The organism is Enemella dayhoffiae, from assembly GCF_002250625.1.
Taxonomy (GTDB): Bacteria; Actinomycetota; Actinomycetes; order Propionibacteriales; family Propionibacteriaceae; genus Enemella; species Enemella dayhoffiae.
Map to the genome: position 1 here is coordinate 54,006 of NZ_NMVQ01000008.1, position 16,131 is coordinate 70,136.

Sequence of the window (16,131 nt, forward strand, 5' to 3'; positions counted from 1 at the left end):
GGATTCCGATGGATCTGGGACTCACCGACCGGGTGTTCGTGATCACCGCGGCCAGCTCCGGGCTCGGCCTGGCCACCGCCGAGCAACTCCTCGCCGAGGGCGCCCGGGTGGTGCTGGTGGCGCGCAGCGGTGACCGGCTCGCCGAACACCGGGCTCGCCTCGGGGAGGATCGCGTGGTCACCTTGACCGCCGACCTGACCGACGCCGAGGTCCCGGACCGCGCCTGCAGACTGGCCCTGGACACCTTCGGTCGCCTCGACGGCTCCTTCATCTCGGCCGGCGGGCCCCCCGGCGGGAGCGCCCTGTCGAACACCGACGAGCAGTGGCGCGAGGCCTTCGAATCCGTCTTCCTCGCCGCGATCCGCGCGATCTCCGCGACGGTCGAGCACGGCACCGCCGACGACCTGGCGATCGGGCTGGTGCTGTCCACCTCGGTCCGGACCTGGCTGCCCGGCCTGACCATCTCCAACGGGTTGCGGCCCGGCCTGGCCAACCTGGTGAGTCAGTACGCCGCAGAGCTCGGCCCGCGTGGGGTGCGCGTGTTCGGGTTGATGCCGGGTTCGATCGCCACCAACCGGCTGACGCGCACCCTGCAGGGCAGCGACGATCCGGAGCAGGCCCTGCGTGAGGTCGCCGCCGGCATCCCGCTGCGCCGGATCGGTGAGCCGGCCGAGTTCGGGCGGGTCGCCTGCTTCCTGCTCTCCCCGGCGGCGAGTTATGTCAGCGGGACGGTGATTCCGGTCGACGGCGCCGTCCTGCCCACCCCCTGACCCGGTCGAGCTGCTGACGTGCTGGCCGAGGTCGCCGAGCTGCTGCGGTGCCCGCACTGCGAGTCGGCGTGCGAGCTCACCGACCGGGTGCTGTCCTGTGCCCGGGGGCACCGGTTCGATCTGGCCCGGCAGGGCTACGTCAACCTCCTCACCCGGGCCGCGCCGCGCCACGCGGACACCGCCGAGATGGTCGCGGAACGCGCGGATTTCCTGTCCGGCAGGCACTTCGACCCGCTGATCGACCTGCTCGGCACGCGGGCCCGGGGCAGCCGACTGCTCGAGGTGGGGGCCGGGACCGGGCACTACCTGGCCGGGGTGCGCTCCGGCCTCGGCGAGAACGCCCGGGGCCTCGCAACTGACCTGTCGGCGTACGCCTGCCGACGCGCTGCCAGGCTGCCGCGGGTGGGAGCGGTGGTGGCCGACACCTGGGCCGGGCTGCCGGTCCTGGATGGGGTGATCGACACCCTGCTCTGCGTCTTCGCCCCGCGCAATCCGGCCGAGTTCGCCCGGGTGCTGGCACCCCAGGGGCGGGTGCTGGTGCTCACCCCGACCGAGCATCACCTGGCCGAACTGCGGAGCACCCTCGGGCTGCTGGAGGTCGAGCGCGGCAAGCGGCAACGACTGCACCAGACGATGGGAGAGCAGCTGACGCTGCTGGACGAGCAGGAACTCGCATATCACCTGGACCTGACCGCGACCGATCTGCGCCGGCTGGTGGCGATGGGCCCGAACGCCTTCCACCACAGCGATCCCGCCGTTCCGGAGCGGGCCGAGGTGACCGTGTCGGTGCGGCTGTCGACCTTCGGCCACCGCTGACCCGCGCTCGGCGAGGGCCCGCCCCGGTCAGGCGAACTGGGTCCGGTGCAACTCGGCGTACACCCCGTCGGCGGCGAGCAGTTCGGTGTGTCGGCCGCGTTCGACGATTCGGCCCTTCGCCAGCACCAGGATCTGGTCGGCCTCGCGGACGGTGGAGAGGCGGTGCGCGATCACGATCGAGGTGCGCCCCACCATCGCCGTGTCCAGGGCGCGCTGCACCGCCGCCTCGGACTCGGAGTCGAGGTGGGCGGTGGCCTCGTCGAGGATCACCACCGGCGGCGCCTTGAGCAGCAGCCGGGCGATCGCCAGCCGCTGCCGCTCCCCACCGGACAGCCGATAGCCGCGCTCCCCCACCACCGTGTCCAGCCCGTCGGCCAGGCTGTGCACCAACCGGTCGATCTGCGCGGCGGCCAGCGCCTGCCACATCTGCTCCTCGCTGGCCTCCGGTTTGGCGTACGCCAGGTTGGCGCGGATCGTGTCGTGGAACATGTGGGCGTCCTGGGTGACGTAGCCGATCGCCGCCTGCAGTGAGGCCAGTTGCAGCTGACGCACATCGTCCCCGCCCACCCGGACGGCACCGCCGGTCACGTCATAGAGCCGGGCGATCAGGTGGGTCAGCGTGGTCTTTCCCCCGCCCGAGGGACCCACCAGGGCGACGGTCTGACCCTGCTCGGCGCGGAAGCTGACCTCGTTCAGCACCAGCGCGCCGTCGGCGTCCTCGCTGCGGGCCACGCTCTCCAACGACGCCAGCGAGGCCTGGCTGGCGTCGGGATAGCGGAAGTCGACCCGGTCGAACTCCACCGACCCCGACGGTCCGACCGGGCGAGCGTCCGGGGCATCGGCGATCGCCGGCTCGAGGTCGAGCACCTCGAACACCCGCTCGAAGCTGACCAGGGCGCTCATCACGTCCACCCGCAGGTTCGTCAGCTGGGTCAGCGGGCCATAGAGCCGCGCCAGCAGACCGGCCAGTGCGGTCAGGGTGCCGACGGTGAGTGATCCGCGGATGGCCAGCCAGCCGCCGACGCCATAGACCAGCGCGGTGGCCAGGGCCGCGACCAGGGTCATCGACACCATGAAGAAGCGGGTGTTCATCGCGATCCGGATCGACACCCGCCGGATCGCGTCCGCCTTGTCGGCGAAGGTCTGGTGCTCGTGCTCGGGGCGGCCGAACAGCTTCACCAGCAGGGCACCGGAGACGCTGAACCGTTCGGTCATGGTGGCCGACAGGTCGGCGTTGTGGGTCATCTGCTCCCGGGTCATCCCGGCCAGCCGCGCGCCCATGATCCGGGCCGGGATCAGGAAGATCGGCAGCAGCACCAGGGCGGCCAGGGTGAGTTGCCAGGACAGCACGATCATCGCGCCGAGGACCAGTGCCAGGGAGATGATGTTGGACACCGAGGTGGACAGGATGGAGGTGAACGCCTGCTGGGCGCCGATCACGTCGGTGTTCAACCGGGACACGAGTTTCCCGGTCTGGGTCCGGGTGAAGAAGGAGATCGGCATCGACTGCACGTGGTCGAACACCTGGGTGCGCAGGTCAAGGATCAGGCCCTCACCGATGCGGGCGGAGCACCAGCGCTGGACCAGGGAGAGCAGGGCGTCGGCCACCGCGATCCCCGCCACGATCAGGGCCAGCCGGACGACCAGCTGCAGATTGCCGGCGAGTACGCCGTCGTCGATGATCTCGCGGAACAGCAGCGGCGGCAGCACGCCGAGCACCGCCGCGAAAACGATCAACACAAGGAACAGCGCGATCAGACCGCGATAGGCCGCGGCATAACCGAGGACGCGGCGGACCACCCCTTGACCGAGCCGGTGATGCACCACCGAGCGGTCGCGGCGCATCCCGCTGAGCGGTCCCATCCCGCCGCCCCCGCCGCCGCCGGGACTGCTCATCTAGTTCTTCTTGCCCTTCTTGTCCTTCTTGGACTTGCCGGACTTCTTGGCCTTGCCCGACTTCTCGGCCTTGGCCGGTTTCACGTTCTTGGCCGGTTTCGCATCCGTCGCGGTGGCGGTGACCCTGTCGGACTTCTTGGCCTTCTTCGCCTTCTTGTCCGGGGCGGCCTTCTTGCCGGACTCATGCTTCGGTTCGGTCGCGGTGACGGGGGTGCCGTTGGAGAGTTCCGCGCGGACCTGCTGCACCGCCGCCAAGGTGGCCTCGCGCCGGGCCACGGCCTCGGCACCGCGGGTCGCTCCGCCGCGGCTGCGCAGGGTGACCCCGGCCTCCTTGAGCAGTCCCTGGACGAACCCGTAGGAGCGTCCCAGATCGTCGGCCATCGACCGGATCGATTCTCCGGCCTCATAGCGGCGGCGCAGATCTGACGCCAGATCGATACGCGCACCGCCCACGATGCGTGCGCCGCGACCGGGGGAAACCGACGAGTTGACTGCCATCCGGAAACCTCCTCGTGAACGGGTGGGTGGATCGTCCCCGGTACCCGCGCACTCTATCGGATGCGACCCCCTGCCCACGCTTATCTCCTCGCATTCACGCTCCCCCAATTGGGGACGCGTGAATGCGAGGAGATAAGCGTGGGCAGGGGGTGTCAGAACATGGTGTTGCACCAGGGGCGGCCGAAGCCGGTGAACAGCTGCCGCAGGCGGGTCAGTGCCTCCTCATCCCCCGACAATCGTCCGGCCACCGCCAGGGTGCCCGGATCGACCCCGCCGAGATAGAGCGACCCCAACTCCTCCACATCGAGGCGCACCTCACCCGGCCCCGTGGTGGGGGTGACGCTCGCCTGGCCGTCGCGTACGCCGATCCGGAAGGTCCCCGCGGCCAGGCCCATCCGGTCGCTGACCTCGAGAACCAGGTCCAGGTCCTCACAGGCGTACGCCCGACCCTCCAACGCGGCGACCGGGTCGAGGATGCGCAGCCACAGCCGGTCGTCGACCGCGTTCACCCGATAACAGCGCTGGTCGGCGAGCGCCCACTTCAACGGGTCCTCGGTGGGCGCCTCCTTCCAGTCCACCCGTTCGACCAGGTCGATCGCGCCGAGGAACTCCCACAGCGCGAGCTGGGCCGCCCCGTCGACGGCGCACAGGTCGAGCACCGTGATCGTCACCGGGCGGGTGTCGAAGCCGGAGACGCTGTAGCAGACGAACCCGTCCGGGCGTCCGTCGGCGCCGAAGTGCAGCGCGTTGCGCACCTTTCGGTTGCGCTTCTGGGCGTCCAGGTCGAACACCCCGGCCCGCTCCTCGGCGTACAGGAACTCCCGCCCGATCGAGCCGAAGATCCGCTCGTGCACCCGCTGATAGACCTGCGGGGCGACCCGACCCATGGTTTCCTGGTCGGTCAGCTCGACCCGGCCCGTGGTGGGGTGGCGCAGCTGGAAGCGGGCGTCGGTGGTGACACTGATCCGCTGGCAGAAGCTGGCCGGGCCGAACCCGAACCGGCCATAGATGGTCGCCTCGGTGGCGGTCAGCGCAGCGATCGCCAGGCCGTCGTCGCGGGCGGCGGTGAGGTCGTCGGTCATCATCCGACGCAGAATCCCCTGTCGGCGGTGGGTCGGGCGGACCGTCACCTGGGAGACCAGATGGGCGGGCAGCAGCCGGCCGGCGCCCACGTTGAGCGTCTTCTCGAAGGAGACGAAGGTGCCGATCGGGTGCACCTTAGACAGCGCCTCGGGCGGCAGATCGTTGTCGTACGCCCCGCGCAGCTGCCAGTTGTCGGCGACGCTCTGGCGCAGGGTCCACTCGATCGTCTGGTTCTCGGCCAGCCCCTCGTGGAAGCCGAGGTGCACCGCCTGCCACCACCCCTGGAACTCCGGGTTGTCCTCGATCCGGTCGGAGGTGGTGCGGAAGGTGCGGTGCTCAAGCTCCATTTCCCAGACCCTAGCGCGCTGGTCAGGCCAGCTCGATCAGCTCCGCATATTCGGCGCTCCAGTGGTCCTCCACCCCGTCGGGCAGCAGCAGCACCCGGTCGGGGTCGAGCGCCTCGGCCGCCCCGTCGTCGTGGGTGACCAGCACCACCGCGCCCTCGTAGGTGCGGATCGCCTCGAGCACCTCCGCCCGGGAGGCCGGGTCGAGGTTGTTGGTCGGCTCATCGAGCAGCAGCACGTTGGCGCCGGAGACGACCAGCATCGCCAGCGACAGCCGCGTCTTCTCTCCACCGGACAGCACCCGGGCCGGCTTCTCCACGTCGTCACCGGTGAACAGGAAGGAGCCGAGGATCTTGCGCACCTCGGTCTCGTTGAGATCCGGGGAGGAGGACACCATGTTCTGCAGCACCGTGCGGTCGGTGTCGATGGTGTCGTGCTCCTGGGCGAAATAGCCGATCCGCAGCCCGTGGCCGGGGATCACCTCTCCGGTGTCCGCCTGCTCCACCCCGGCCAGAATCCTCAGCAGGGTCGTCTTTCCGGCGCCGTTCAGTCCGATCACCACGACCTTGTTGCCACGGTCGATGGCCAGGTCGACGGCGGTGAACACCTCCAGCGAGCCATATCCCTTGGACAGGTCGGCCGCGGTCAGCGGGGTCTTGCCGCAGGCGGCGGGCTTCGGGAAACGGATCCGTGCCACGCGGTCCTGGGTACGCTCCCCCTCGACCCCGGCGAGCAGCTTCTCGGCGCGGCGGGCCATGTTGTGCGCCGCGGTCGCCTTGGTCGCCTTGGCGCCCATTTTTGCTGCCTGGGTGAGCAATTGATCGGCCTTGCGCTCGGCGTTCAACCGCTCCCGGCGGCGGCGTTTCTCGTCGGTCTCGCGCTGGCTGAGGTAGCGCTTCCAGTTCATCGAATAGATGTCCAGCTCGGAGCGGTTGGCGTCCAGGTGGAACACCTTGGTCACGGTGGCGTCGAGCAGGGCGGTGTCGTGGGAGATCATCATCACCGCACCGGGATAGCCCTGCAGGAACCCGCGCAGCCAGGTGATCGAGTCGGCATCGAGGTGGTTGGTCGGCTCGTCCAGGAGCAGGGAATCGGCGTCGGAGAAGAGAATCCGGGCCAGTTCCACCCGGCGCCGCTGTCCGCCGGAGAGGGTTTCCAGGGGTTGGCCGAGCACCCGGTCGGGCAGGCCGAGGTTGGCCGCGATCCGCGCCGCCTCGGCCTCTGCGGCGTACCCACCGGCCGCGGTCAGCTCCGCCTCGGCCCGGGCATAGGACGCCATCGCCCTGTCGTGCAGGTCGGGGTCGGCCATCTGCTCGGAATAGGTGTCCAGCCGGCGCAGGATGCCGTCGAGTCCGCGGGCGGAGAGGATCCGGTCGCGGGCCAGCACCGAGAGGTCTCCGGTCTTCGGGTCCTGCGGCAGATAGCCGATCTTGCCGGTACGCGTCACCTGGCCGCTGGCTGGTTGGGCCTCGCCGGCGAGGATCTTGGTCATCGTCGTCTTGCCGGCTCCGTTGCGCCCGACCAGCCCGATCTTGTCGCCCGGGGTCACCTGGAACGAGACCGCGGACAGCAACAGCCGCGCCCCTGCGCGTACCTCGAGATCCCTGACACTCAACACTCGCCCCATGATCCCGTACGCCGCAGCGGCGGACCAAATCAGCAGATTTGCAGTTTCCCAAGAAACTCTTTGCATTGGCAATCACGTCGGAGGTTCATGAGCACCCCCACAGACGACCCAGTCAGCACCGCGCAAGGCACCGCCACCGACGGAATCGTGACGGCCACCCTCACTGGGGCAGCGCTCACCTCGGTCGGGTTCCCGGAACCCTGGTGGAGGGCCTGCTGGAAGCCCTGGTGAGAAAGGTGATGGCCGAGGCCGTGTTCGTCGGGCCGCTCCTTCCGATCGGCATCGCGCTGGCGATCAAGGAGGCCTGGGACCTGGTCTCGCAGGCGAAGCAGCTGCTGGAGGAGTTCACGGCCCTGCTCAGCGCCATCAAGGAGGCGATCAACGCGGCCGACCGGCTGTTCCAGCAGGCGTGCGCAACCCTGCGCGGGTTGGTCGTCAGGCTGCAGGCCGGACCTCATCCGTCCGCGCCGGCGGCCGGTGCTTCGACCAGCGGTCCCGCCGGGCTGGACGAGGGGGCCCGTCGCGCGATCACCCGCAAGGAGGACGCCGAGGCGGCGGCCCGGCGTACCGCGAAGGAACGCCACCTGCCGCGCCAGGAGCTGCGCAATCCCAGCGACGTGTCGACCGCTCACGAACGCCAGCTCAACGACTCCGGCAGCCGGTTCTCGCTGGATGACCACGCGGCGACCGCCAACTACTGGACCAGACTCATCAGCGACAACTCGGGCTATCAGTACCCGATGCGGCCGGCTCCGGAACCGTTGCGGCCCGAGCTCAGCCAGGACGGACGCCCGGCCGAGCAGAAGTCGCGGCGAAGGAAGTGATCCGCTCCCCCAAACGGCGCAGTTCCTCGGCCAGCTCCGGGGATTCGACCACCTCGAGGTCGGCGTCGAGGTCGATGGCGGCCCAGGCCAGGTGCAGCGCCAGCTCGGTGAGCTCGTCGGCCCCGCAGACGGCCCGGGTCCGGTCCGGCCCGACCGCGGTGCAGGTGCCGTAGCGCTGCGGAATTCGCCTCTGCACCTGCTCCAGCGGGGCACCCAGCAGCACCGTCACGGTGTGCCGCCAGGACGAGCGCGACCACGCACGCTGTACGTGCTCGACCGGGTCGGGGGTGGGTCGCGGCCGGAACCGGAACGTGGTCACGTGCAGCCCGGACATCCGGTCCAGCCGGAAAGTGCGCCAGTCCTCCCGGTCGAGGTCGAAGCAGAACAGATACCAGATCCTTCCGGTGGTGACGAGCCGATAGGGCTCGACGTGTCGCTCGGTGGCGGTCCCGTCGCGGGCGGTGTAGTCAAAACGCACCCGTACGGTTTCCTGCGCTGCCTGGGCGAGCCGGGTGAGCAGGTCGGTGTCCATGCGTACGCCGCGGGTGCCGGGCAGCGCGGTGGTCGCGTCGTCCACCGCGTGCACCTTGGCACTGAGCCGCGCGGGCAGCACCTGATCCAGCTTGGTCAGGGCGCGCAGGGCGCTCTCCTCCACCCCGACCAGCACCCCGGCGGCCCCCAGCCGCAGGCACAGGGTGACCGCGACGGCCTCCTCGTCGTCGAGCACCAACGGCGGCAGACGCCGGCCGCGACCGAGCCGATAACCGCCTTCGCTGCCCTGCTCACCGTGCACCGGATAGCCGAGCGCCCGCAGCCGCTCGACGTCCCGGCGTACCGTCCGCGTGGTCACGCCGAGCTGCGCGGCCAGGTCCGGCCCGCTCCTGGTGGGCCGGCTCTCCAGCAGGCTGAGCAGGGTCAGCACCCGATAGGTCGTTTCCGTCATGGCACCAGCCTGTCACCCCCAGCGGACAGCTCCTGTCCTGTTGGTCCCGCAGGCTGGTGTAAACCGATGAGGAGGACCCATGCGACATCGCACCCTTGACGCGGCGCTGTTCCAGCTCGACTGGCACTGGGACAACCAGCTGCGGCCCCGGCTCGACGGGCTGACCGACGACGAATACTTCTGGCGACCCACCCCGGGGGCCTGGAGCGTACGCCCGGCCGGCACCGGAGCGACCCCGATGGCCTCCGGCACCGGCAGCCACGAGATCGACTGGACGTACCCAGAACCCGAACCGTCGAGGGTCACCACGATCGCCTGGCGGCTCGGTCACGTGATCGTCGGCGTGCTGGCGGTGCGCAACGCCGCGCACTTCGGCGGCCCACCGGCGGACTACCCGAGCTGGGCGTACGCCGGCACCGCGGCCGAGGCGCTCGGGCAGCTCGACCGGGCGTACGCCGACTGGCACGCCGGAGTGGAGGCCCTGGGCGAGGACGGTCTGGATCGGCCCTGTGGTCGGGCCGAGGGTGAGTACGCCGAACGACCGATGGTGGACCTGGTGCTGCACATCAACCGCGAGCTGATCCACCACGGCGCCGAGATCGCGCTGCTCCGCGATCTCTACGCACACCGCTGAAACCAACTGGAGAAGGAGAAATCATGTATCCCGCACTTCTTGACGAGTCCCAGGCCATCACCGGCTACATCGACGAGATGCTCGACGGCATCCGCAACTCCGCGCACGGGTTGACCGAGGAGCAGGGGCGTTCGCGACCCTGCCGCTCCGGGCTGTCCATCACCGGAATCATCAAGCACGCCACCTGGGTGATGCGCCAGCAGCTGCCCGCCGACCAGGACGAGGGCTCGGACGCCGAACCGGGTTTCGCGGCCCGGGCGGCCGAGTTCATGGGCAGCTTCACCCCGGCCGAGAACGAGACCCTGGCCCGCCTCCTCGCGGCGTTCGACCAGATACGCCCGGGCTATCTGACCGCGATCCGGGCGATGGACCCGGCCGCCGAGGTCACCGTCGGCCCGAAGCCGTGGGACGACCAGCCCGAACCGGTGCAGGCGACCCAGCGGATGCTGCTGGTGCACCATGTCGACGAGTTCGCCAGGCACGCCGGCCACGCCGACATCATCCGCGAGCAGATCGACGGGGCGCAGGCGATGCCGCTGCTGTTCGCCGTCCAGGGACGGGCGGGCAACGCGTTCATCAAGCCGTGGACGCCGGAGCAGGCCCAGGCCGACTGACCTGCGGGCGCGAACCGGCTGCCGGTCAGCCGATCAGCAGCCGTACGCCGAGCCCCAGCATCACCAGCGCGATGGCGCCGTCGAGCACCCGCCACGCCATCGGCCGGGCGAACACCCGTCCGAGCAGTCGCGCCCCGAAGCCGAGCCCGGAGAACCAGAGCACGCTGCCGATGCTGGCCCCGGTCGCGAACGCCCACTGGTGTGGCCGGTGGGTGTTCGCGACCGAGCCGAGCAGCACCACCGTGTCCAGATAGACGTGCGGGTTGAGCCACGTCAGGGCGGCCGCGGTGGCCACCGCCTGCCCCAGGCCGAGCCCGGGGCCGGTCGTTTCCGCGGTGAGGGCGTCGGGGCGCAGCGCCCGCCGGGCAGCGAGCACGGCGTACCCGATCAGGAACGCCGCCCCGCCGAAGCGGATCACCAACAGCAGAATGGGCATCCGTTGTATCGCCGCGCCCATTCCCCCGACCCCGGCCAGGATCAGCACGAGGTCGGAGAGTGCGCAGAGGGCCACGATCGGGCCGACGTGTTCCTGTCGCAATCCCTGCCTGAGCACGAAAGCGTTCTGCGCGCCGATGGCGATGATCAGCGACAGTCCGAAGCCGAGTCCGGCCAGCGCCGGCGGAAGCAGGGTGAGATCCACGCGGCCAACGCTAGGCAGTCTGTCCGGATCAGTCCAACTAAAGATTCTTCACCTGCTTTAGCATTGCTTCATGGAATCAGAGCAGCTGCGCACCCTGCTGGCGGTGGTCGACGAGGGATCGTTCGAGGACGCGGCGTACGCCCTGGGAATCAGCCCGTCGGCGGTCAGTCAGCGGATCAAGGCGCTGGAGACCCAGCTCGGCCGGACGGTGCTGATTCGGGCCCGGCCAGCGCTACCGACCGAGTCGGGGGCGGTGTTGATGCGGTTGGCCCGGCAGCAGGAGCTGCTGCGCGCCGACGCGCTGAGCGAGCTGGGCGCCAGCGACGGCCCGAACCCCTCGCTCACGCTGGTGGTGAACGCCGACTCGCTGGCCACCTGGGCGCTGCCGCCGCTGGCGCGGGTGGCGAGCGAGCACGGCGTGCGGGTCGAGGTCACCCGGGAGGACCAGGACCACTCCACCCGCGGCCTGCGCAGCGGTGCGGCGATGGCGGCGGTCACCTCGGTTGCGGATCCGGTCCCGGGCTGCAGCGTACGCCGACTCGGCGCCATGCCGTATCGGCCGATGGCGACCCGGGATTTCTGCCAGCGTTGGTTTCCCGATGGCGCGACCGTGGCCGCCCTGGCCGAGGCCCCGGTGGTGGTGTTCGACCGCGACGACGACCTGCAGCACCGGTGGCTGCGCCGGCGCAGCCGCCGGCTCGACCCGCCACGGCACTTGGTGCCGGAGTCGACCAGCTATGCGTGGGCGGTCCGGCTCGGCATGGGCTGGGGGATGATCCCCGACCTGCAGCGCACACCCGACCTGGTCGAGCTGGAACCGGGTGGCGTGGTGCGGGTCGCCCTGTATTGGCAGCAGTGGAAACTCCGCTCCCCCGTGCTCGACGCCCTGGCCGAGGCGATGATCGAGGCCGCCGCGGACAGCCTGACCGCACCCCCTGCCCGGGTGTGAACGGGGTGGGCATACTGGGGGACAACGTGCACGCCGTCAGTCAGGAGGACGCGATGACCGAACCACAGCAACCACCGGTACCCGACGAGCAGCGTGAGGTCGCGTTGACCGAGGAGGAGATCATCCTGCCCGACGACGAGTCCGGCGAAGAAGAGTACGCCGACTCGGCCGGGGTCATCGGCGATTCGGGCGAGGAATCCTCCAGCGGCAACCTCGGCAGCTGGTGAGCGATGACCACCTCGCGACGCGGCGTACTCACCGCAACCCTCGGGCTCTCCGCATTGGCCGTGGGCGGCCTGACGGCCTGCTCGAGCGGCGCCGGATCCCAGAACACGCGGACCACTGCCCCCGCCGGCGGCGCTGCAACCCCGGCAAGCCAGGCCCCCACCGGCGGCGGAACCTCCGCCACACCGACCGGCGGCGGGACGACCCCCTCGAGCCCGGTCGCCGGCGCCCTGGCCAAGACCGCCGACGTCCCGGTGGGCGGCGGCAAGATCCTCACCGCCGAGCGGATGGTCCTCACCCAGCCGAGCGCCGGTCAGTTCGTCGGCCTGTCCGGCATCTGCCCGCACCAGGGGTGCATGGTGTCCTCGTTGCGCGGGGCGAGCATCGTCTGCGGCTGCCACGGATCCCAGTTCGGCCTCGACGGAGCCGTCCAGCGGGGCCCGTCCAACAAGCCGCTGGAGAAGGTGAACGTCAAGGTCGACGGCGACAGCATCGTCAAGGCCTGACCTCCGTTCTCCTCAGCCCTCGGCGCTGGTGGTGTGATAGTCGCTGTCGCGGGTCTCGTGCGCCAACGCCAGCCCGACCATGGTGGTGATCGCCGCCGCCACCACATAGAACCCGACATAGACGATCCTGCCGCCGTTCAGCTGCCAGAGCGCGACCAGCGCGAAGGGTGCCGGTCCGGCGCCGACCACCGAGGCCAGGTTGTAGGAGACCGCCGAGCCGGTGTAGCGGACATTGGCCGGGAACAGTTCGGGCAGGTACGCCGCCATCGGGCCGTAGGTCAGCCCCATCAGGGTGAACCCGATGATCAGCCCGAGCAGTGCGCCATATCTGCCGGCGTTGAAGATGGGGTGCAGCGCGAGCCCGTACGCCGCGATCAGCACGGTGACCCCCATCAGCATCCGCTTGCGGCCCAGCCGCTCGGCCAGCGGCCCGGAGACCACGGTGAAGATGCCGAAGAACACCACCGCGATGATCAGGTAGGTCAGGAACTCGGTCCGGGCGAAACCCAGTCCCGGGGTGAAACCAGCTGCGTTGAAAGGCTTTCCTGCCTTCGCGGCGGCCGCTGCGGCCTTCTCCACGGTGTCGGCCGTGGTGCCGTAGGTCAGCGTGAACGCGGTCATCATGTAGAAGATGACGTAGGTCGCGACCATCACGATGGTGCCCAGGATCAGCGGCTTCCACGAGCTCTTCAGCACGGTCGCCAGCGGCAGGCGTACCACCTGGTTCTCGTCGAGCACCTTCTGGAAGGAGGGTGTCTCGATCAGCTGGAACCGCACGTAGAGACCGACCGCGACCAGCAGGGCCGAGACCAGGAACGGGATCCGCCAGCCCCAGGCGCTGAACGCCTCCGCACTCAGGTTCTGGTTCAGCAGCAGGAAGAGCAGGTTGGAGGTGAGGAAACCGATCGGCGCACCGAGCTGGGGAAAGGTTCCATAGATGGCGCGCTTTCCGGGCGGCGCGTTCTCGGTCGCCAGCAGCGCGGCGCCGGACCACTCACCACCGAGTCCGATGCCCTGGCAGAAGCGCAGCACCACCAGGAACAGCGGAGCCAAGATGGCCCAGCCGGGAGTGTGCGCGGTGGGCAGGCAGCCGATCAGGAAGGTGCCGATGCCCATCACCAGCAGGCTCGCCACCAGCGTCTTCTTGCGACCGACCCGGTCGCCGAAGTGCCCGAAGATCAGCGACCCGAGCGGACGGGCGAGGAAGGCGACACCGAACACGGCGAAGGAGGCCAGCAGTTCGGTGGTCGGGTTCTTCGACGGGAAGAACAGGCTGGGAAAGACCAGGGAGGCGGCCGTCCCGTAGGCATAGAAGTCGAAGAACTCGATCGTCGTTCCGACCAGGCTGGCGGTCAGCACCCGGCCGGGCCGGTTGGGGTTGTGTCCGCGGCTCAGGTGCGGGGGCAGCTCGGCGGTGTCGGTCATCGTCGTCCTTCGGTCGGGGGCGGGATGACCCTAGGCCCCACCGACCGAAACGCGGACACCCCGTCCCACCATGTGGGCCCTTCGACAGGCTCAGGGACCCTTCGACAGGCTCAGGAGCGTGGGAGGGGCTCAGACGTTGAAGCCGAGCATCCGCAGCTGGTCGCGGCCGTCGTCGGAGATCTTCTCCGGCGTCCACGGCGGCATCCAGACCCAGTTGATCGCGGTGCGCGAGGCGAGGTCCTGCAGCGCGGTGTTGGTCTGGTCCTCGATCACATCGGTCAGCGGACAGGCCGCCGAGGTCAGCGTCATGTCCACGGTGACGGCGGAATCGTCGTCCACGTGCAGCCCATAGACAAGGCCGAGGTCGACGACGTTGATCCCCAGCTCGGGGTCGACCACGTCCTTGAGCGCCTCGTAGAGGTCGTCCTCGGACGGCTTCTCCCCCACGACACCAGGCTGCTCGACCTGATCCGGCAGGGTGTCGCGGACCCGGTCGGAGGGGCGTTCGGTGGCCTGCTCGGTGCTCTGCTCACTCATCGGATTTCCTTTCGCCGTTCACTTGTCCGCGTGCTGGTCACTGGCGCCGGCCTGCAGCGCGGCGTCCCGGAAGGCCTCCCAGCCGAGCAGGGCGCACTTGATCCGGGCCGGAAACTTCGCCACCCCGACGAACGCGATCGCGTCCTCGAACCGGTCCTCGTCGGGGTCGTAGTCGCCCCGGGAGTCCATCATCACCTTGAACTCCCGGTGCAGGTCGAACGCGTCGTCGACCTTCTTGCCGATCACCAGGTCGGTCATCACCGAGGTGGACGCCTGGGAGATCGAGCAACCCTCGGCGTCATAGGAGATGTCGGCGACGGTGTCCCCGTCCAGGTGCACCCGCAGCGTCAGCTCGTCGCCGCAGCTCGGGTTCACGTGGTGCACCTCGGCCTCGTGCGGATCGCGCAGACCGCTGTGGTGCTTGGCCTTGTAGTGATCCAGGATGATCTCCTGGTACAACTCCTCGACGTTCATCTCAACCCCTGAAGAACTTGATCGTGTACGCCAGCGCGTCGACCAGGGTGTCGATCTCGGCCTGGCTCGTGTAGAGGTAGAACGACGCCCGCGTCGACGACTGCACGCCCAGCCGATCGTGCAGCGGTCGCGCACAGTGGTGCCCGCCGCGGACGGCGACCAGCCGGCTGTCCAGCAGCTGAGCGACATCGTGCGGGTGGATGTCGTCGAGGGTGAACGAGATCGCACCCCCGCGGTCCACCGGCTCGCTCGGTCCGAGGATCTTCAACCCGGGCAGGGTTTTCAGCCCTTCCAGGGCGTACGCCGTGATCTCCCGTTCGTGCCGGGAGACCGATCCCATGCCGATCCCGGACAGATAGTCCACCGCTGCGCCGAGGCCGGCCGCCTGGGCGATCGGGGGCGTACCCGCCTCGAACCGGTGCGGGGGCGGCGCGAAGGTCGACCCGGACATCCGTACGATCTCGATCATCTCTCCCCCGCCGAGGAACGGCGGCAACTCGGCGAGCAGGTCATAGCGACCCCAGAGCACGCCGATGCCGGTCGGGCCGACCATCTTGTGCCCGGTGAACGCCATCAGGTCCGCACCCAGCTCGGACACCCGCGTCTGCAACTGCGGTACGCCCTGGGAGGCGTCGACCACCATCACCGCGCCCACGGCGTGCGCCTGATCGGCGATCCGGCGGATCGGGTTGACGGTGCCGAGCACGTTGGACACCCAGGTCACCGAGACCACCTTGGTGCGCTCGTTGATCAGCCCGTCCCGTTCGGCGGCGGCCAGGTCGAGGCGACCCTCCTCGGTGATGTCGAACCAGCGCAGGGTGGCGCCGGTCCGCTCGGCCAGCAGCTGCCACGGCACGATGTTGGAGTGGTGCTCCATCACCGACACCACGATCTCGTCACCTGGGCCGAGCCGACTGCCGAGCGTGTGGGCACACAGATTCAGCGCCTCGGAGGCGTTCTTGGTGAACACCACCTCCTCGCTGCGCGCGGCCCCGATGAACGCCGCCACCTTGGCCCGGCCACCCTCGAACGCCTCGGTCGCCTCGGCACCCAGCAGGTGCATCGCCCGCGCCACGTTGGCGTTGTGGTCACGGTAGTGCTCGGCGATCGTGTCGATCACCACCTGCGGCTTCTGCGAGGTGTTCGCGGAGTCGAGGTAGGTGATCGGCCGACCGCCGGATTCCCTGCTGAGGATGGGAAAGTCGCGGCGTACCGCGTCGATGTCGATCCCGTGCGGCAGCGGCAACCTGGCTCCGCTGAGCGGGGCCGGGTCGGGGATCTCCTCGTTGGTGTGGGTCTGGGTCATCGCTCTCCTGGTGGCTTCGA

The 16,131-nt window shown here is 69.6% G+C and carries 18 protein-coding genes; 8 read left to right on the top strand and 10 right to left on the bottom strand.

Annotated elements, in window-relative coordinates; all coding sequences use genetic code 11:
• The first annotated feature begins 8 nt into the window (after window positions 1–8).
• The gene (locus tag CGZ93_RS06565; RefSeq protein ID WP_094363352.1) at window positions 9–770 is read left to right on the top strand and encodes an SDR family oxidoreductase; all 762 of its coding nucleotides are present in this window, start codon (window positions 9–11) and stop codon (window positions 768–770) included.
• A gap of 18 nt (window positions 771–788) precedes the next feature.
• Window positions 789–1,586, top strand: coding sequence for a putative RNA methyltransferase (locus tag CGZ93_RS06570; protein WP_094363353.1), 798 nt, complete (start codon window positions 789–791; stop codon window positions 1,584–1,586).
• A gap of 27 nt (window positions 1,587–1,613) precedes the next feature.
• On the opposite strand, the gene CGZ93_RS06575 is transcribed toward CGZ93_RS06570, so the two are convergent.
• The 4 genes from CGZ93_RS06575 to CGZ93_RS06590 form a co-directional block, all read right to left on the bottom strand.
• Window positions 1,614–3,482 (bottom strand): ABC transporter ATP-binding protein, encoded by a 1,869-nt coding sequence (locus tag CGZ93_RS06575; RefSeq protein WP_094363354.1) that lies wholly within the window; start codon window positions 3,480–3,482, stop codon window positions 1,614–1,616.
• Window positions 3,483–3,980: a helix-turn-helix domain-containing protein gene (locus tag CGZ93_RS19350; protein WP_229117250.1), complete on the bottom strand. Its 498-nt coding sequence runs from the start codon at window positions 3,978–3,980 to the stop codon at window positions 3,483–3,485.
• Window positions 3,981–4,132: 152 nt separating this feature from the next.
• Window positions 4,133–5,410, bottom strand: coding sequence for a GNAT family N-acetyltransferase (locus tag CGZ93_RS06585; protein WP_094363355.1), 1,278 nt, complete (start codon window positions 5,408–5,410; stop codon window positions 4,133–4,135).
• Window positions 5,411–5,432: 22 nt separating this feature from the next.
• On the bottom strand, window positions 5,433–7,025 hold the full coding sequence (locus tag CGZ93_RS06590) for an ABC-F family ATP-binding cassette domain-containing protein (RefSeq protein WP_094363392.1): 1,593 nt from the start codon (window positions 7,023–7,025) through the stop codon (window positions 5,433–5,435).
• A gap of 236 nt (window positions 7,026–7,261) precedes the next feature.
• Between CGZ93_RS06590 and CGZ93_RS06595 the strand changes: the two genes are divergently transcribed.
• Window positions 7,262–7,858 carry a hypothetical protein gene (locus tag CGZ93_RS06595; protein ID WP_141211110.1) on the top strand — a complete coding sequence of 199 codons (597 nt, stop codon included), beginning with the start codon at window positions 7,262–7,264 and terminating at the stop codon, window positions 7,856–7,858.
• Here the strand turns inward: CGZ93_RS06595 and CGZ93_RS06600 are convergent.
• Entirely contained in the window at window positions 7,809–8,801 is a 993-nt protein-coding gene (locus CGZ93_RS06600; protein ID WP_094363357.1) for a helix-turn-helix transcriptional regulator, read from the bottom strand. The genes CGZ93_RS06595 and CGZ93_RS06600 overlap by 50 nt on opposite strands.
• 79 nt (window positions 8,802–8,880) lie before the next feature.
• Here CGZ93_RS06600 and CGZ93_RS06605 point away from each other — a divergent pair, with 79 nt between their 5' ends.
• Window positions 8,881–9,435: a DinB family protein gene (locus CGZ93_RS06605; RefSeq protein ID WP_094363358.1), complete on the top strand. Its 555-nt coding sequence runs from the start codon at window positions 8,881–8,883 to the stop codon at window positions 9,433–9,435.
• A 23-nt stretch (window positions 9,436–9,458) separates the two neighbouring features.
• Window positions 9,459–10,049 carry a mycothiol transferase gene (locus CGZ93_RS06610; RefSeq protein WP_094363359.1) on the top strand — a complete coding sequence of 197 codons (591 nt, stop codon included), beginning with the start codon at window positions 9,459–9,461 and terminating at the stop codon, window positions 10,047–10,049.
• 25 nt (window positions 10,050–10,074) lie between these two features.
• Here the strand turns inward: CGZ93_RS06610 and CGZ93_RS06615 are convergent, their stop codons facing one another.
• Window positions 10,075–10,689, bottom strand: a complete 615-nt coding sequence (locus CGZ93_RS06615; protein WP_229117251.1) for a LysE/ArgO family amino acid transporter — start codon at window positions 10,687–10,689, stop codon at window positions 10,075–10,077.
• A gap of 70 nt (window positions 10,690–10,759) precedes the next feature.
• Here CGZ93_RS06615 and CGZ93_RS06620 point away from each other — a divergent pair, with 70 nt between their 5' ends.
• Genes CGZ93_RS06620 through CGZ93_RS06625 form a run of 3 tightly spaced genes read left to right on the top strand, consistent with a single transcriptional unit; the run spans window position 10,760 to window position 12,369 of the window.
• Window positions 10,760–11,638, top strand: coding sequence for a LysR family transcriptional regulator ArgP (locus CGZ93_RS06620; RefSeq protein ID WP_094363360.1), 879 nt, complete (start codon window positions 10,760–10,762; stop codon window positions 11,636–11,638).
• Window positions 11,639–11,691: 53 nt separating this feature from the next.
• A complete protein-coding gene (locus tag CGZ93_RS18830; protein WP_171195379.1) occupies window positions 11,692–11,865 on the top strand; it encodes a hypothetical protein in 174 nt (57 codons plus the stop codon).
• 3 nt (window positions 11,866–11,868) lie between these two features.
• Window positions 11,869–12,369 carry a QcrA and Rieske domain-containing protein gene (locus tag CGZ93_RS06625; RefSeq protein WP_094363361.1) on the top strand — a complete coding sequence of 167 codons (501 nt, stop codon included), beginning with the start codon at window positions 11,869–11,871 and terminating at the stop codon, window positions 12,367–12,369.
• A gap of 12 nt (window positions 12,370–12,381) precedes the next feature.
• Here CGZ93_RS06625 and CGZ93_RS06630 read toward each other — a convergent pair whose 3' ends face one another.
• The 4 genes from CGZ93_RS06630 to CGZ93_RS06645 all read right to left on the bottom strand — a co-directional run bounded on the left by CGZ93_RS06630 (window position 12,382) and on the right by CGZ93_RS06645 (window position 16,111).
• The gene (locus tag CGZ93_RS06630) at window positions 12,382–13,794 is read right to left on the bottom strand and encodes an MFS transporter (RefSeq protein ID WP_094363362.1); all 1,413 of its coding nucleotides are present in this window, start codon (window positions 13,792–13,794) and stop codon (window positions 12,382–12,384) included.
• 129 nt (window positions 13,795–13,923) lie between these two features.
• Window positions 13,924–14,331: a metal-sulfur cluster assembly factor gene (locus tag CGZ93_RS06635; RefSeq protein ID WP_094363363.1), complete on the bottom strand. Its 408-nt coding sequence runs from the start codon at window positions 14,329–14,331 to the stop codon at window positions 13,924–13,926.
• Between the two features lie 18 nt (window positions 14,332–14,349).
• A complete protein-coding gene (gene sufU / locus CGZ93_RS06640; protein WP_094363364.1) occupies window positions 14,350–14,805 on the bottom strand; it encodes a Fe-S cluster assembly sulfur transfer protein SufU in 456 nt (151 codons plus the stop codon).
• A 1-nt stretch (window position 14,806) separates the two neighbouring features.
• Window positions 14,807–16,111 (bottom strand): aminotransferase class V-fold PLP-dependent enzyme, encoded by a 1,305-nt coding sequence (locus tag CGZ93_RS06645; RefSeq protein ID WP_094363365.1) that lies wholly within the window; start codon window positions 16,109–16,111, stop codon window positions 14,807–14,809.
• Window positions 16,112–16,131: the final 20 nt, after the last annotated feature.

What these genes read in the sequence shown, in the direction of transcription:
- CGZ93_RS06645 (WP_094363365.1), bottom strand. Translation starts at nt 16,111, where the DNA reads ATGACCCAGACCCACACCAACGAGGAGATCCCCGACCCGGCCCCGCTC.
- CGZ93_RS19350 (WP_229117250.1), bottom strand. Translation starts at nt 3,980, where the DNA reads ATGGCAGTCAACTCGTCGGTTTCCCCCGGTCGCGGCGCACGCATCGTG.
- CGZ93_RS06610 (WP_094363359.1), top strand. Translation starts at nt 9,459, where the DNA reads ATGTATCCCGCACTTCTTGACGAGTCCCAGGCCATCACCGGCTACATC.
- CGZ93_RS18830 (WP_171195379.1), top strand. Translation starts at nt 11,692, where the DNA reads ATGACCGAACCACAGCAACCACCGGTACCCGACGAGCAGCGTGAGGTC.
- CGZ93_RS06625 (WP_094363361.1), top strand. Translation starts at nt 11,869, where the DNA reads ATGACCACCTCGCGACGCGGCGTACTCACCGCAACCCTCGGGCTCTCC.
- sufU (WP_094363364.1), bottom strand. Translation starts at nt 14,805, where the DNA reads ATGAACGTCGAGGAGTTGTACCAGGAGATCATCCTGGATCACTACAAG.
- CGZ93_RS06605 (WP_094363358.1), top strand. Translation starts at nt 8,881, where the DNA reads ATGCGACATCGCACCCTTGACGCGGCGCTGTTCCAGCTCGACTGGCAC.
- CGZ93_RS06630 (WP_094363362.1), bottom strand. Translation starts at nt 13,794, where the DNA reads ATGACCGACACCGCCGAGCTGCCCCCGCACCTGAGCCGCGGACACAAC.
- CGZ93_RS06585 (WP_094363355.1), bottom strand. Translation starts at nt 5,410, where the DNA reads ATGGAGCTTGAGCACCGCACCTTCCGCACCACCTCCGACCGGATCGAG.
- CGZ93_RS06635 (WP_094363363.1), bottom strand. Translation starts at nt 14,331, where the DNA reads ATGAGTGAGCAGAGCACCGAGCAGGCCACCGAACGCCCCTCCGACCGG.
- CGZ93_RS06565 (WP_094363352.1), top strand. Translation starts at nt 9, where the DNA reads ATGGATCTGGGACTCACCGACCGGGTGTTCGTGATCACCGCGGCCAGC.
- CGZ93_RS06600 (WP_094363357.1), bottom strand. Translation starts at nt 8,801, where the DNA reads ATGACGGAAACGACCTATCGGGTGCTGACCCTGCTCAGCCTGCTGGAG.
- CGZ93_RS06620 (WP_094363360.1), top strand. Translation starts at nt 10,760, where the DNA reads ATGGAATCAGAGCAGCTGCGCACCCTGCTGGCGGTGGTCGACGAGGGA.
- CGZ93_RS06575 (WP_094363354.1), bottom strand. Translation starts at nt 3,482, where the DNA reads ATGAGCAGTCCCGGCGGCGGCGGGGGCGGCGGGATGGGACCGCTCAGC.